This window comes from Nitrosomonas sp. Is24 (assembly GCF_033063335.1).
Lineage (GTDB): Bacteria > Pseudomonadota > Gammaproteobacteria > Burkholderiales > Nitrosomonadaceae > Nitrosomonas.
This window is the reverse complement of the sequence record NZ_JAWJZG010000001.1, coordinates 618,634-634,801: the sequence shown is the minus strand read 5'-3', so window position 1 is coordinate 634,801 and position 16,168 is coordinate 618,634. Positions and strand designations below refer to the sequence as shown.

Here is a 16,168-nt window from a genome sequence, read left to right as displayed (position 1 = left end):
ATAGCGGTTATAGTGCTATACTCGAGAGCCTGTTGTAAGGGTGGAAGAAATAACCGGGGCTTTTTCTTTTATTCCGCTTATTACAATCTTCTAACGTTAAATATAATGCTGACATCCGTTGTAACCACGTCCATCAATCATGTTTTACGCAGTGAGCGGTGGGCATGCGAGCGATTGCAAACTTTTGCCGGCAAAACGATCGGTATCCGGGTGCCGCCGTTGGTTAACTTCAGTATGCTCATCGATGCGGCGGGAGAAATGCAACAAGCCAGCAACGCTATAAGCACGGACGCGACGCTTACTTTTTCACCGTTGATTGTGTCCAAGCTGCTGACACGGGAAACAAGCGCATTCGATTCGATCGCCATTACCGGCGACCAAGCGCTGGCGGATGAATTGATCGCGATTGGCAAGCAAATCGATCTTCGTGTCATTTTTGAGCAGGATCTGAGCAAAACGATCGGTGATATTCCCGCCCATCGTGTTGGGCAAGCAAGCGAACATCTCATACGATGGCCGGTTGAAAATGTTGAGCGCTTGTCGCAGGCGCTTGCTGAATATTGGACCGAGGAAAGCGGTTTTCTGACAAAACCCGCGGCTATCGAATACTTTGCACAAGAAGTGCAAAACTTGCAATTCGATGCCGAGCAATTGGAACAACGATTAAACCGGCTTACCCGGCAAAACATCTGAAACAGTGAAAAATCAAATGCGCATACATGCTCTCTTTCGCAGCAAACGGAATACCCATCAGACATGAATAACAATCCATTGGCGTTGTTTTAACGGCCCCGCCAGGCTTCTCTCACCACCGCTTTCTCATCATCCATGCGCCTATTCCGCCTCCTAAAAATTCAATACGTCGCGTTCCAATTCGGATTGGACGAATTTGTCCTGAGCCATAGCCGGCTAAGATTCCTGCGCGTCATTGTCAAGACATTAACCTTCTGGCGGAATCTGGATAAACCACGCGGCGTAAGGTTACGGCTGGCTTTGGCGACGTTAGGCCCGATTTTCGTGAAATTCGGCCAAATGCTGTCGACCCGGCGCGATATATTGCCGCAGGATATCGCCGACGAACTGGCCAAGCTTCAGGATCAGGTGCCGCCTTTTGCTTCCGACTTGGTATTTACCATCTTGGAAAAAGAATACGGCCAGAAGGTTGAAGAAGTTTTTTTCAAGTTCGATTCGACACCCATCGCCAGCGCATCGGTCGCGCAAGTTCATCTGGCGGTGTTGCATGACGGCACCGAAGTCGCTGTTAAAATATTGCGTCCCAATCTCGCAGAAGTCATTGCCCATGACATTGCGTTGATGGACACCGGCGCCTGGCTGGCTGAAGCGCTATGGTCCGACGGCAAACGCTTGAAATTGCGTCAAGTCGTGTCGGAATTCGCCCGGCACCTAGATGACGAACTGGATCTGATGCGCGAAGCGGCCAATTGCAGCCAGTTACGCCGCAATTTCCTGGATTCTCCACTGTTACTGGTGCCCGAAGTGTATTGGGATTACTGCCGCAACAGCGTGATGGTGATGGAACGCGTCAAAGGCATTCCGATCAGCCATGTCGACGAATTAATCGCGCAAGGCACCGATATCCCGCAACTGGCGCGCGTTGGCGTGGAAATATTCTTCACCCAGGTATTCCGCGATGGTTATTTCCATGCCGATATGCACCCGGGAAACATCTTTGTCGGCAAGGATGGCCGCTACATTGCGGTCGACTTCGGCATTATGGGAACGCTCAGCGATGAAGACAAAAATTATCTGGCACAGAATTTCCTGGCTTTTTTCCGCCGTGATTACGCGCGTGTTGCGCAAGCGCACGTCGAGGCCGGATGGGCGCCTAAGGATACCCGGGTAGACGATTTCGAATCCGCTGTTCGGGCTGTCTGTGAACCGATTTTTGACAAACCGTTGAAAGAAATTTCGTTCGGACGGGTACTGCTGCAATTATTCCAGGCCTCGCGGCAATTCAATGTCGAAATCCAGCCGCAATTGGTACTGCTGCAAAAAACCCTGCTCAATATCGAAGGCCTGGGGCGCGACCTGGATCCGAATCTGGATCTGTGGAAAACAGCGAAACCTTTCCTGGAAAATTGGATGTCGGAACAAATCGGCTTGCGCGGATTTGCCAGCCGGGTACAAAAAGAAGCACCCAACTGGGCTGTCATCCTGCCGGAATTTCCCCGCCTGGTCCATCAGATGCTGTCCGAGAACCGCAATCACGAACTGGAAAAAAGAATGACCGATCTGGTCATTGAAGAGAAACGGCAGAACCGTCTGCTGGCGCTCATCGCGATTCTGCTGGCCGGATTGCTGGCTTGGCAGATATTTCAATAATCACAAACGCCATTAATCCAAGCCCAACGATATCGCCTCAATTCGTAACCTGTTCCACGCCCTGTGACGAAAACAAAAAATTTATAGCACACCCGGAAATTCCAGACACCGGAGTCTGACCGCAAAAATAGTATACACGGACGTCCCTCTTCCCTCCTCCTTCCTGCTCTCCCCCTGTTCGCCATAATCATTAAACAAATCACGTACTAAAATCTGGATTTGTAAGTTTATTTTCAAGATACAGGGTTTCCGGGCCATTACTGTGTTACAGTCCCTGCATCGCTATGGCAAATTCTATTGATAAAGCCGAGCTGAAAGCACTCTATCAGCATCGCTGGCAACCCAACCTAAAAATTCCTCTGTTTTACGGCATATGGATAGGGCTCGGTATCATCGCCTGGCAAGCCCCGCATTGGTCCATCGTTTGGCTTTGTTATCTGGCGATGGGTTACATGCAGATGGGCATCGTGACTTTTATGCATGATTGCACACACAGCGTGCTGTTTAAGGCCAAGTGGAAGAATTGGGTATTCGGCGTTTTCACCATGATACCGCTGGTCATTTCATTCACCGCTTTCAAAGAAGATCACCTTCTTCATCATCGTTTTAACCGTTCCGCTAAAGATCCGGATGCATTCACGATGGGCAAGCGAGGGATCGGTGATCACATTCTCTTTTATGCCTATGCCGTCATTGGCGTACTGCTGACAGCCATTCAGTTCGTTATTATTTTTCCCATCCAAAAATTACGGGGCGCGAAAGCCCTCGCGCATTGGAGCGAAATAGCGCTGCATGCGGTGATTACCGTCAGTATTTTTGAATGGGCCAGCAGTCAGGGAATTGCGGCTGAGGTTTTCGCACTATGGTTCTGGCCGCTCATTTTCTTTGGATTTTTCAATAGCGTCCGTTTTGTGGCGGAACACTATGGAACGCCCTGGAATGCCGGTCAGCTTGCCGGTACCCGCACCATTATCAGCAATCCGATGAATTCATGGTTCTGGAACAATATTAATTATCACATCGGGCATCACGTATACCCTGCGGTACCTTGGTACAACCTTCAGAAACTGCATGTGCTCATGCTGCCGGAAATTAACCGCCAGAATGCCATTATCGATAAAAGCTACTGTGCGGTTTTCTTGGATGCCATGATCAATGGACCGGAAAGTTTGCGACGGAATATCGTACGCAATGAAAAACGGAACACTACATCAGCAGATGCTGATTCACCATCCGCTCCCACTGACACATCTCTAAATAATTAATCGATTTAATTATTCCCGATCCCTGTGATCAGGAATAACAGCCCAATGCTGGCAGGTTTGGTACATGCTCCATCAATTTAACCAGCACGATCGGCCATTGAATTTATACATTCAGCACGGCAATAAACTTTGATAAAGTATCAGTTTTCTCACCGGGAAACGTAATGGCACTGCTCGAAATCCGAAATGTGACCAAGCGGTTTGGACAATTCACTGCCGTCGATAACATCAGCATAGCCATTAAAGCCGGTGAATTCTTTACGCTGCTGGGCCCGTCCGGTTGCGGCAAAACGACATTGTTACGCATGATCGCTGGGTTCGACGCGCCCGACGGCGGGAAAATTCTGCTGGACGGTGAAGACATCGTCAGCTTACCGCCGGAGCAACGCCCGTTTCATACCGTTTTCCAGAGCTACGCCTTATTCCCCCATATGACGGTTGCCAGCAATATCGGATTTCCGCTGAAAATGGCGGGTAAAACACCGGCGGAAATTAAAACCCGGGTGGCCGATACTTTGGCGGAAGTCGAGCTGACTCCATTCGCCGATCGTTACCCGCATGAATTATCCGGCGGGCAAAAACAACGCGTGGCATTTGCCCGGGGGCTCATCAATCAACCGCGGCTATTATTGCTGGATGAACCATTGGGCGCTCTGGACGAAAAGTTGCGGGAAAACATGCAACGCGAGCTGATCAATTTGCAAGCCAACGCCGGTGTCACGTTCATTTATGTCACGCACGCTCAGAACGAAGCCTTGGCGTTGTCGCATCGCATTGCCGTGATGAATCAAGGCAGAATCGAACAGATCGACGAACCATCCCGGATTTACAATTTTCCGGTCAACCGTTTCGTGGCCGATTTCATCGGCAAGATCAATCTGCTGAGTGCCCGGGTGATCGAGGTTTCCGCTTCGGATTTAAAATTAACAGTGACAGGACTGGGAGAAGTCATGGTGCCGGTCAGCGGCCAAGTCAAAGCGGGCGATCAAGGTGTTTTCGCCGTGCGTCCAGAACAAGTCCGGATCGTTGCACAATCCCCGGAGACAGCGGTTGAATCGCAATTACTCGGAAAAATAAAGGATTTCCTGTATATCGGCGATGTCACCACGTATATCATCGCACTGGCCAACGGCACATTGATCGAAGCATTGCTTCCCAATTCCGTACCAGGTCATGCCAAGCTTTTTGACATCGGCGATTCCGTAGTTATCAGCTGGCAAGAACAATCCGCGCAATTTTTGCCTGATTGACCCAATTCCGGGTTTATTCCTTGCAAGCAAAAGAAACAGGATTCTGCGCAAGCCGGATTGCATCGGCCGCGATACTATTCGCTCTTATTGTTTGCGATCGCAATCAGGCTCAATGGATTCGGTAAAAAATGATCGAAACCACAAAGCTTCAAATCCTCCTCAGTCCAATGCGATCGATGATTCTCCAGGGGATTTGCCTGGACTTCTTGTTCAATAAATTCCTTCGGCGTGCTGATCACGACAGAACCCTTGCATACCCGCCGGCATTCTTTTAGAAAAATGACACCCTGCTCTTTATCAAAATGCTCCAGAATATCGATGGCAAGCACTAAGTCGTAAATTTTATCCCCTAGCGTCGGCAGCAATTTCAGCGCCTCGCCGATGAACAAATTGGTGTATGAATACTCGTGCACCGGAGTAATATAGCCTGCAAAACCTTCAATCCCGTCGATTCTAATCTTCCATTGATCCCTACTGCGTTGGCGTCCATTTGAACCGTCAATTTCAAAAAGATTTACATTTTCCAAATTTGTGCGCAGCAAAAATCCATACTGTCCCATTCCAATGCCAATATCGAGAATTGATTCCGGATTCTGCTGCTCAGCGAAACCAACGATTGTGCTGAGCTGATTACTATAGCTAAATGGCATTTTCTTTTCCTTTGATGGGATTCACGTCAATTGATTGATAAGTTTTCACGGGGTCTAAGTATAGGGGAAAAATAAATGCGTTTTATACCAAAAAATGTACCGGCCTGGTCGCTGTACATCGAATCGATGCCTATATTAATTAAAAATCCCTTTCATGACCCTGGTGTAAAATAATCGCACGGAAACTTCAAGCTGCATTCCACTGGATCAATAGCCCAATTAAAAACATGCAAACATCCAGCCGCCTCGTGAAATGGCTCATCAGCGCACCGCCGCTCGCTTTCTTGCTGATATTCTTTGCCGCGCCGAGTTTGATCATGATCTTTACTTCATTCCGCCTGCCGGGTGAATTTGGCGGACTGGCGCCGGTTCATATCCTGCCGGGAAATACAGTCGAAGATTCCGGTTTGACGATTGAAACATATCGATTTTTCTTCAGCGATTTTATCTACTTCGAGATATTCCTCAAATCGTTCACGGTGGCCGCCCTCACCACGGTCATTTGCATCGCCATGGCTTATCCGCTGGCGTTGTTGATCGCCCGCAGCGGGAAGAAATTCCGTAACTTGATGATCATGCTGGTGGTGCTGCCGTTCGCCAGTAATTTTCTGATCCGTATTTATGCCTGGATGATCATCCTCGGCCCGGAATCCGCGCTCAGTCACATGATCAACAGCGTACTGGCAGTTTTCGGCATGGCGCCGGTCACCCTGCTGTTTTCTCCGTTCGCGGTGCTGATCGGGATGATTTACGTGCACTTACCGTTCATGATCCTGCCGTTGTACACCAATCTGGAAAAACACGACCCCATTCTGCTGGATGCCGCGCAGGATCTCGGTGCGAACTGTTGGCAGCGCTTCCGGTACGTCACCTGGCCGCAGTCGCTGCCCGGCATATTTTCCGGATCGGCGCTGGTTTTCATTCCTGTTCTCGGCATGTTCGCCATTCCCGACATTCTGGGTGGAACGGGCGATATCATGATCGGCAACCTCATCAAGGATCAATTTCTCGGCACGCGCGATTGGCCGTTCGGTTCGACGCTTTCCATCATGCTGACGCTGGCGGTACTGGGCATCGCCGGATTATTTTCCTGGCTTGCCAAACCGGTCACCCGAATTACATAAAGCCATGCCTAATTTTCGTGCAAAACAATCCTCATCGCACCGCCTGACCGCTTTGTGGATCGTCTCGATTCTGGTGTATGCCTTTTTGTACATTCCGTTGATCATTGTGGTTGTATTTTCATTCAACGATTCGAAGCTCAATGCCGAGTGGGTGGGATTTACATTTCATTGGTACAAAGCGTTATTGCACAATCATGAAATGCTGGAAGCCGCGCGTAATTCATTGATCATCGCGGTCAGCGCCAGTTTTCTTGCCACCGTGCTGGGCACCATGGCCGGTTTGGCGATTCATCGCTACAAACTCAAAGTATTACCGGTTCTAGCCTTTACCCCGGTGGCTATGCCGGAAATCCTGCTGGGCGTTTCATTGCTGCTGTTTTTTCTGCAAGTACTCAACCTGACACTGGGCATGCTCTCCATCATCATCGCCCATACGACTTTTTGCATTGGGTTTGTCGCGATTATCGTGCGTGCACGTTTGCAGGGAATGGATGAGTCCATTTTTGAAGCGGCCCGAGACCTGGGCGCAACACCATGGCAGACTTTCCGCCAAATCACGCTGCCACTGATCAGACCTGCCATCATCGCGGGTGCATTAATGTCGTTCACGCTATCGATCGACGATTTCGTCATCACCTTCTTCACTAAAGGCGTGGGTGATCCGATTCTGCCGATCCAAATCTATACGATGATCAAAGTGGCGGTCACGCCGGAAGTGAACGCCGTCTCCACTTTATTGATGCTGCTGACATTAACGCTGATTATCATCGCCACGCGCTTCGATAACAGCATGCTGGGCAAATCCTAATCGTCATGATCGATTCGTTGCCGCGTTGGGTTCGTTTGAGTGTGACATTATTCTTCGTCGTGGTAGCCGGATGCGCGCCGCAATCAGACGATGCCGTGCACGATCAAGCGGCTGCGCGCGTCCTGCAACTATTCAACTGGAACAATTACATCGCGCCGGAAACGATCGAGCGCTTTGAAGCGCAATGCGATTGCCGCGTCGAACAAGATTATTTTTCCGACAATGAGGAAATGCTCGCCAAACTCGCTGCGGGCGCGACTGGCTATGATTTGATCGTACCAACCGGCAACGCCCTGGATACCCTGATACGCCAAGGCGTTCTGATTCCGCTGGATAAAGCATTGCTGCCGAACCTGAAAAACATTCATCCCGCTTACCTGAAGACACGCTTCGACCCGGACAATCGCTATTCCGTTCCGTATGCTTACACGCTGACATTACTGGGATTCAATGCCCACAAAATGCGCGAACTGGGTTTGCCGGTGGATACCTGGGCCGTTATCTTCGAACCGGAATACCTGCAGAAAATAAAAGGGCGCGTGACCGTGCTGGACAGTCCGCGCGAGTTGATGGCGGCGGCGTTGTTATACCTGGGTTATGCCGCGAACGATCAAGATGAGGCGCATTGGAATCAAGCCAAGGAACTGATCATCCGCGCCAAACCTTACTGGGCTGCATTCAGTAACACCAGCTACATCCGCGAGATTGCCATCGGCGATTTATGGGTGGTGCACGGTTATTCCAACGATTTATTTCAGGCAGCCATGGATGCGCAAAAAACCGGACGGCATTTCATCATCGATTATGCCATTCCCAAGCAAGGCGCAGTGATGTCGCTGGATAGCATGGTGCTGCATAAAAGCGGAAAACATACTGACTTAGCACATCAATTTATTAATTTCATGCTCGATGGCAAGAATTCCGCCGAGCTGACCAACCTGATCGGATCCGGCAATCCGAACACGGCGGCAAAGCCATTCATCCGGCCCGAGCTAGTGCGCAACGAAGTGATTTTTCCCAGCGAGGATACATTATCGCGGCTGGAGATGATCACGGACTTGAACCATCAACAGCGCCGGGTGCTCAGCCGTATGTGGACGGAAATAAAATTGCGTTAAACTTACCTTCTTTCACATTCTTTCCGGGAATACTCATGAGTTATTATCAGCACCATGTTTTTTTCTGCACCAATCAACGCGAGGGCGGCGCCAAATGCTGCAACGATTTCGGTGCGCAGGAACTGCGCGATTATGCCAAGCAGCGCATTAAATCGCTGAAGCTGAGCGGCCAGAAAAAAGTTCGCATCAACAACGCCGGATGCCTGGATCGTTGCGACGAAGGCCCGGTGATCGTCATTTACCCGGAAGAAACGTGGTACACGTATATCGACAAGGACGACATCGACGAAATCATCGACGAACATCTGATCAAAGGTAATGTCGTAGAGCGGCTGAAAATCTGATCCGCTTTACTGGCACACATTGAGGCCGATAACTTGGCACTGGCTACGCAAAAGTTTTTCATCGACGGCCCTGCGGGCAGGCTCGAGACCGTTCTAGGCGAACCTCAATCGATTCCCAAGGGAATTGCCGTCATCGCACATCCGCACCCGCTGCACGGCGGAACCATGGACAACAAAGTGGTACATACCTTATTCACGACTTTGCTGGGACTTGGATTTATTACCGCTAAATTCAACTTCCGGGGCGTGGGCTTGAGCGAAGGTCAGTTCGATCATGGCAGCGGTGAGATCGACGATGTGCTGGCAGTCACGCAGACAATCCGTGATCAATTCAGTCATCAAGTTGCGGATATTCCGCTGCTGCTGGCGGGATTTTCATTCGGTGGAGCGATTCAACTGCACGTTGCCAAGCAATTGGCTCCGGAGTTTTTGATTCTGGTCGCACCCTCGGTGGTTAATCTGCAAGCGCCGCCAGTGCCTGAAACGACGCGATGCGCTTTGATCGTGCAAGGGGACAAGGATGATATTGTATTACCTGAAGCGGTGTTGACATGGGCGGCGCCCGTATCGCAACCCATTGTTTTCATACCCGGCGCCGGGCACTTCTTTCATGGCAAGCTGACGATACTCAAGCAGCTGATACTCAACTACTTTTCCAACCAGCTTTAATAAAACCCGCAGCGGATTTTATTCCACCAGCCGGTGTTGTATCGCGTACCGTACCAGTTGCGCATTATTCTTCATATTCATCTTTTCCAGAATGCGCGAGCGGTACGTGCTGACCGTTTTGACACTGAGCGACAGTTTATTGGCGATGGCAGTTAACGATTCACCGGCAACAATCAGTTTAAACACATGAAATTCGCGATCCGAAAAGGTCGTGTGGGTTAATTTATCCGATTCCATCACCGGATTGAATAACAGCTTCTCGGCCAATTCCGGATTGACGTACTTTCCACCTTTCGCCAAACGGCGAATCACGTTAATCAACTGATCCGTAGGACTGTCTTTGGTCAAATATCCGGAAGCACCGGAGCGGATCGCGCGGATCGCATATTCCTCTTCCGGATACATACTGAGCACCAACACACATGACGAAGCATTGGTCGTTAATATTCTCTTCAGAATATCCAGACCGTTGATATCGGGCAGGTTAATATCCAGCAACGCAATGTCCCAGTCGAATTCCCGTGTTTTCTTTAGAATATCCTTACCGTCTATGGCTTCCGCAACGACATTGATATCGTCCGTCTCGTTAAATATCCTTTTCAGGCCATCACGAAATAAAGCGTGATCATCCGCAATCAGAACGTTAATCATGAACTAATTCCCCGACATTGGTTACCGCAATGGTCAGCGGTATTTTGAGTGTTACGACACTGCCCTGAAGGGGAGTACCGGCTATTTCCAGCGTACCGCCAAACTGTTGTGTTCTCTCTTTCATGCCTATAATTCCAAATGACTCGGGATTCAGCAGTTGTGATTCCGTAATGCCAACGCCATTATCTTTAATGGTAATCACAATATCCGTATCATCTTCAATGAGTTCGATATCCACTCTCGTGGCGCGCGAATGCCGGGTGATATTGATAAATATTTCCTGAATTATTCTAAAAATACTGGTTTCAAAGTTCTTGTTATTACAAGATATGGCCGATATGACGGATTCCAAGTAGCATTTTATATTAGTACGCTGTTCAAATTCACGCACCAGCCATTCGATGGCACCATACAACCCGAGATTATCCAGTACATTAGGCCGCAAATTGATTGACACCCGGCGCGCAGTCTCAATTGCCTCGCCCGTCAAGGCATACAGCGATTTTATCCGCTCATGCATGGGATCCGCCGTAATTTTTTTTGACAGCCAATCCAGATCCATTTTCAGAACGGTCAATGTGCCGCCCAGAACATCGTGTATTTCCCGGCCGATCCGGGTTCTTTCCTCTTCCCGGACATCCTGCAAATGCGTCGTTAAATGGCGCAGATTCTCGATCATCCGTTTACGTTCCGTAATGTCTTCAATCATGCATAAATAACAGATTTCCTGGCCATCCATGGATTCAAACGGCACCAGGGACATCTCGATCCAGATGATGGACATATCCGTCCGCAACACTCTTTTGACTATTTTGCTATCGTGCGATTGATGATGAATGAAAAGCTCGATTTCTCTCCGGTAGGACAGCACATCGTCCGGGTGAATAATGTCCGATTGATTGAGGTGGAGAAGCTCGTCTACGCTGCGGCCCGCAATGCAGGCATACATTGGATTGACATCATAGTATTTTCCTGTCTGCAAGTTGATAAGGGCAATTCCCAGCGGCGCTTTCTCAAACACTGTCTGGAACCGCTTTTGCGCCTTTCTGCTCCCCTCTTCCAAGCGCTTCCGTTCGATTGAATACCGGATGACACGCGCCAGAACCCCTTCGGTCAGACTGCCTTTCACCAGATAATCCTGCGCACCCGCCTTGATCGCTTTGATCGCCAGTTTTTCATCATCTCTAAATGACAGAACTGCAATAGGAATACTCGCGGCACTTTCACGCAGCCGGTTGATTGTCGTAACCCCATCGCTATCTGGCAATGTCAGATCGGACAGAATTAAATCAAACGGCTGCTTGCGGATTAATTCGAGCGCGGAACTTAATCGTTCGGCATGAACCACGGTAATCTGATCGCCCATCGCGAGCTGTAAATCATTTTGTACGAGTATGGCATCCGTTTCATTATCTTCAATCAACAAAATATGAATTTTAGATGAAGTCATGATTAATCAAGGCTCTGATAAAATAGAAGAAGTAAACCAAAAATCCTTGATCGATTTTGCAGTTCTTATACAATCGTCAAAATCCACCGATTTTCTGATATAACTATTGGCATGATGGTTGTACGCCGCTTTGATATCTTCTTTTGTCACGGAAGAGGTATAAACGATGACGGGAATTCTCTTGAAATCGGGGTCTGATTTCAGCTCGGTTAAAACTTCCAACCCGCTTTTTCTCGGCATATTTAAATCCAGCAGGATGATATCCGGACGCGGTGCAGATAGAAATTCCCCTTGCCGCCTTAAAAACTCCAGTGCGTAAACGCCATCCTCAGCGACATACACTTCACAATTTCCTTCACAGAATGCAAAAGCCTCTTTGATCAATAACACATCGGTCGGATTATCATCGATCATCAGGATCATTCTGGGATCAACATTTCTTTTTTGTTGCATCTTAATAACTAACTTTCGGAATTGTGAAATAGAACGAAGAACCGATGCCGGGCGCTGATTTGACCCAGATTTTCCCGCCGTGATGTTCCACCACTTTCTTGCAAATGGCCAAACCAATCCCGGTACCGGCATATTCGCGACGGCTGTGCAAACGCTGGAATACCCGGAAAATACGTTCCAGATACTGCTCTTCAATGCCTATGCCGTTATCGATGACCGAGAAAATCCATTCGCTTTGATTTTCTTCTACTCCGACATGGATTTGGGGCAATTGATCTCTGCGAAACTTGAGCGCATTGTTGATCAAATTGGTAAACAACTGAATAAACTGGAAGCGAATACCTTTGATCACGGGAAGTTTATCGTGGGTCACTACCGCGTTGCATTCGCCCACAATGACGGATAAGTCAGTCAACACATTCTCCAACAGCAGCTCACAATCAATTTCTGCGAGCGTTTGGCATGCATTGACTTGTGCATATGTCAGCAAGTCATCAATGAGGATTTGCATCCGGTTGGTACCGGCCACCGCATGTGTAATCAATTCCCTGGCGCGTTCATCCAGTTGCTGATCGCAATATTTTTTAAGTAGTTGAACGAAGCTGTTAATGGCACGGAGCGGCTCTTGCAGATCATGCGTAACAACATACGCAAATTGTTCCAGCTCATCATTAGAGCGGGCTAATTCCGCTACTTGCTCTTCCATTTTTTGTTCCAGTTGCTTGTAATTCGTTACTTCAGTCCGTATCCCCACGTATTGATAGGGCAATCCGTCACCGTCAAGAAAAGGCACTATCGTCGTGTCGACCCAGTAGTACGTGCCGTCTTTGGCGCGATTCTTGATTTCTCCTCGCCAGACCTGACCCTGGGTGATAGTAACCCATAAGTCTTTCATGAATTCTTTAGAATGGTAGCCGGAATTAACAATGCTATGATCTTGCCCGATTAATTCACTGGCCGAGTACTTGGAAACCAGGCAAAAATTTTCATTAACATAGCGTATTTTTCCGGTTTTATCGGTTATCGCAACGATGGAGTGAGCGTTAAATGCGCTTTCGATCATCCGGACATCATGCACTAATGCATTTTGGGCGTCAGCAAGCTTTTTTTGTTCCAGCCATAATCCGAGGTCACTGGCGATATTTTTTAAAAATAACGTGTCTTCATTTTCCGGCCAGCTGGTAACACGCATATCCTCGGAAAGTACGCCCACTTGACCGGCAACATCGCCATTTACCAGCAGCGGGACAGAAAATTTATGAATCAACAAAGACCCGGGTTCGCCTGCTGCATAAAAATTGCCATCAATTTCTATGAAAGGAAAAATCAGATCATACGACTGCCACGCAAGCCGCATGTGTTCAATCAGCTGCTGGCACAGTTCATCAACAGAATGTATCCGCAACATGGCGCGTGAAATTTCATATAAACACGCCAGTTTAGTCAGTCTCTCCTGCGTCTTGATTTCGGCGATTTCTGAATGATCGTTGCCATCATGAGATATGCATGAAAGCAGTTGCATTCCATGCGCTGGCATTTTTGCAATTGATTTCGCCCCGGAATGAATCCCTTGATTATCCGGTGCATCCCAGAGCACATCTGGAGAAAATTTTTTTATCCAACCGGATTCTTTCCGTGCATTCATTCACCATCAATCCATGCATATATTCAGATATCTGATCATCGCTACCATCTCAATCATTAGCTGCCATTCCGGTTGGATACTTACTAATATTGATAACCGTCAATAGTATCTGCCTGGAGCGTTAAAAACTATAGGAATATTCTGATTGTATTTTCTGATCATTGCGTTAATTCCCCTCATCACACCTAATAAGAATAATCTAAATATGAGAATCTTGCCATCGCGAGGATTGCTCAAATCAAAATTCCGTTCATCAAAATCTTTTTTATAAGCAATTTTTCTCAATTACATATTAACCTGAAAAATTACCAAGCTATTGTTCTGAAATAAGGCAATTTACTAACTTATTTAAAAGCAATGGAAGAAATTCAACTAATAAAACATATGTTATATGCTCTTCTAATCCCACTTTACAATAATTTTTCCAATATATAAGATAATTCCTACATAACAAGAAGAACATTTTTCGTATAAAAAAAGAATCGGCCGACAGAATATATTTTTTTATATACCGTAAATCCAGTCTCATACGAACAAACCTCAAGGATAAATCATGAGACTGAATCTTCCGGTGACAAACACCGAGTATCCCATCGATGATGATACGTTAATCGTATCGACAACGGATACTAAAGGCAGGATAACCTATATCAATTCCACATTTGTTGAGGTCAGTGGTTTTTCAGAAGAAGAACTGATCGGCAAAGCACACAATATCGTGCGCCATCCGGACGTGCCTTCTGAAGCATTTGAAGATTTATGGGCCACATTAAAACAAGGTTTACCTTGGACCGGCTTGGTTAAAAACCGCCGTAAAAATGGCGACTTTTACTGGATCAACGCCAATGCAACACCGTTAATAGAAAATGGCCAGATCACCGGTTATTTATCAGTTCGCACCAAAGCATCACAGACGGCAATCGAGCAAGCAGCACCAGCTTATCAGCAAATTCTCGAAGGTAAAGCAAAAAATCTGAAAATCGAGAAAGGGCAAATTGTACGAACCGATTTCATCGGAAAACTGCAAGCATTCCTGAAAATGACCACCAGAAAACGCATTGCACTTGCAATGACAATACCCGCTCTATTTTTATTGACGGTCGGCGGTATAGGCTGGTGGGAGTTGTCGCAAACTCAGGCATCCGCATCACTCAGTGGCATGATTGCCGCAATAACAGCAACCGGGATCGCATTAATAGCCTATCTGGCCTACGGCATGGTCAAAAATACCCTGGTACCGCTACAACAAGCGATTGATATCGCCAATAAACTGGCCGGTGGCGATTTGACGCACAAATTCTCGGTGAGCCGCGGCGATGAATTTGGCGAACTACTGAAAGCGTTGAGTCAGATGGGGGTTAACCTGCGCGCAACGGTGCTGGATGTGCAGAAAAATGCTGCGTCGGTACGTCTAGCTACTGGAGAGATCGCTTCGGGTAACCTGGATCTCTCACAGCGCACCGAAGAACAAGCTTCTTCACTGGAAGAAACAGCATCCAGCATGGAGGAACTCACCGCGACCGTGCGTCAAAATACGGATAATTCAATCAATGCCAATCAGATCGCGATGACCGCCAGCAACATCACCACCAAAGGCGGCGAAATGATGCAGGAAGTGGTCTCGACAATGTCATCCATCAGCGAAAGCTCAAGCAAAATTGCAGACATTATCAGTGTCATCGATGGCATAGCGTTTCAAACCAACATCCTGGCACTCAATGCCGCCGTTGAGGCTGCGCGAGCCGGTGAACAAGGCCGCGGATTCGCCGTGGTAGCAACCGAAGTGCGTAATCTGGCGCAGCGAAGCGCTACGGCGGCGAAAGAAATCAAAACTTTGATAGATGACTCAGTAAAAAAAGTCGATCAAGGCGCTGCATTAGTCAATGAAACCGGACAAACCATGAATGAAATTGTCATGGCCATCAAAAATTTAACCGAAATTATGTCGGACATCACTTCCGCTTCCAAAGAGCAAAACACCGGTATCGAGCAAGTCACGCAAGCGGTATCGCAAATGGATGAAGTCACGCAGCAAAATGCAGCGCTGGTCGAACAGGCCGCCGCTGCAGCCGCTTCACTGGAGCAGCAGGCCTACGAATTGGTCGGCGCTATTTCTATTTTCCACCTGTCACAGAGCAGCAGCAAAAAACCGGCAACCGTGGTTCAACTGGCTGACAAGAACAGCACGGAGCATGATGGACTGACTGGCGATGCTACAGTGCGTAGCGCCAGATCCAAATCACCAAGAAGAGCTAAAATCGCTGTCGGCGATCACAATAACCAATGGAGTGAATTCTAGTAGAAGCCGTGCCCCTTCTCTAGTTTATCCCCGGCCTCACCACAATGGCCAGCCTGAACAGCTGGCCATTGTTGTTTTAGAATCCGTGCAAGTTAGGGT

15 protein-coding genes are annotated in these 16,168 nt (G+C 48.1%); 10 read left to right on the top strand and 5 right to left on the bottom strand.

Annotated elements, in window-relative coordinates:
* Positions 1–105 precede the first annotated feature (105 nt).
* From R2103_RS02815 to R2103_RS02800, 4 genes are all read left to right on the top strand, one after another.
* On the top strand, positions 106–693 hold the full coding sequence (locus R2103_RS02815) for an SCP2 domain-containing protein (protein WP_317530025.1): 588 nt from the start codon (positions 106–108) through the stop codon (positions 691–693).
* Positions 694–828: 135 nt separating this feature from the next.
* Entirely contained in the window at positions 829–2,343 is a 1,515-nt protein-coding gene (gene ubiB / locus R2103_RS02810; protein WP_317530024.1) for a ubiquinone biosynthesis regulatory protein kinase UbiB, read from the top strand.
* A gap of 284 nt (positions 2,344–2,627) precedes the next feature.
* A complete protein-coding gene (locus R2103_RS02805; protein ID WP_317530023.1) occupies positions 2,628–3,608 on the top strand; it encodes a fatty acid desaturase family protein in 981 nt (326 codons plus the stop codon).
* A gap of 164 nt (positions 3,609–3,772) precedes the next feature.
* Positions 3,773–4,858, top strand: coding sequence for an ABC transporter ATP-binding protein (locus tag R2103_RS02800; RefSeq protein ID WP_317530022.1), 1,086 nt, complete (start codon positions 3,773–3,775; stop codon positions 4,856–4,858).
* A gap of 74 nt (positions 4,859–4,932) precedes the next feature.
* Here R2103_RS02800 and R2103_RS02795 read toward each other — a convergent pair whose 3' ends face one another.
* Positions 4,933–5,508 (bottom strand): class I SAM-dependent methyltransferase, encoded by a 576-nt coding sequence (locus tag R2103_RS02795; RefSeq protein ID WP_317530021.1) that lies wholly within the window; start codon positions 5,506–5,508, stop codon positions 4,933–4,935.
* A 227-nt stretch (positions 5,509–5,735) separates the two neighbouring features.
* Between R2103_RS02795 and R2103_RS02790 the strand changes: the two genes are divergently transcribed.
* From R2103_RS02790 to R2103_RS02770, 5 genes are read left to right on the top strand one after another with little or no spacing between them, the layout of a single operon-like run.
* A complete protein-coding gene (locus R2103_RS02790; RefSeq protein WP_317530020.1) occupies positions 5,736–6,632 on the top strand; it encodes an ABC transporter permease in 897 nt (298 codons plus the stop codon).
* Between the two features lie 4 nt (positions 6,633–6,636).
* Positions 6,637–7,440 carry an ABC transporter permease gene (locus tag R2103_RS02785; RefSeq protein WP_317530019.1) on the top strand — a complete coding sequence of 268 codons (804 nt, stop codon included), beginning with the start codon at positions 6,637–6,639 and terminating at the stop codon, positions 7,438–7,440.
* Between the two features lie 5 nt (positions 7,441–7,445).
* A complete protein-coding gene (locus R2103_RS02780; RefSeq protein WP_317530018.1) occupies positions 7,446–8,558 on the top strand; it encodes a spermidine/putrescine ABC transporter substrate-binding protein in 1,113 nt (370 codons plus the stop codon).
* Positions 8,559–8,593: 35 nt separating this feature from the next.
* On the top strand, positions 8,594–8,902 hold the full coding sequence (locus R2103_RS02775) for a (2Fe-2S) ferredoxin domain-containing protein (RefSeq protein ID WP_317530017.1): 309 nt from the start codon (positions 8,594–8,596) through the stop codon (positions 8,900–8,902).
* Positions 8,903–8,935: 33 nt separating this feature from the next.
* Entirely contained in the window at positions 8,936–9,571 is a 636-nt protein-coding gene (locus R2103_RS02770) for an alpha/beta hydrolase (RefSeq protein ID WP_317530016.1), read from the top strand.
* Between the two features lie 18 nt (positions 9,572–9,589).
* Here the strand turns inward: R2103_RS02770 and R2103_RS02765 are convergent, their stop codons facing one another.
* The 4 genes from R2103_RS02765 to R2103_RS02750 are packed head-to-tail and all read right to left on the bottom strand — an operon-like array spanning position 9,590 to position 13,770.
* Complete coding sequence (locus R2103_RS02765) at positions 9,590–10,222, bottom strand: response regulator transcription factor (protein ID WP_317530015.1); 633 nt, start codon at positions 10,220–10,222, stop codon at positions 9,590–9,592.
* Complete coding sequence (locus tag R2103_RS02760; RefSeq protein ID WP_317530014.1) at positions 10,215–11,672, bottom strand: response regulator; 1,458 nt, start codon at positions 11,670–11,672, stop codon at positions 10,215–10,217. Before R2103_RS02760 ends, R2103_RS02765 begins: the two co-directional genes overlap by 8 nt.
* A gap of 6 nt (positions 11,673–11,678) precedes the next feature.
* Positions 11,679–12,086 carry a response regulator gene (locus R2103_RS02755; RefSeq protein WP_317530013.1) on the bottom strand — a complete coding sequence of 136 codons (408 nt, stop codon included), beginning with the start codon at positions 12,084–12,086 and terminating at the stop codon, positions 11,679–11,681.
* A gap of 40 nt (positions 12,087–12,126) precedes the next feature.
* Positions 12,127–13,770: an ATP-binding protein gene (locus R2103_RS02750; RefSeq protein WP_317530012.1), complete on the bottom strand. Its 1,644-nt coding sequence runs from the start codon at positions 13,768–13,770 to the stop codon at positions 12,127–12,129.
* Between the two features lie 553 nt (positions 13,771–14,323).
* Here R2103_RS02750 and R2103_RS02745 point away from each other — a divergent pair.
* The gene (locus R2103_RS02745) at positions 14,324–16,069 is read left to right on the top strand and encodes a methyl-accepting chemotaxis protein (RefSeq protein ID WP_317530011.1); all 1,746 of its coding nucleotides are present in this window, start codon (positions 14,324–14,326) and stop codon (positions 16,067–16,069) included.
* Positions 16,070–16,168: the final 99 nt, after the last annotated feature.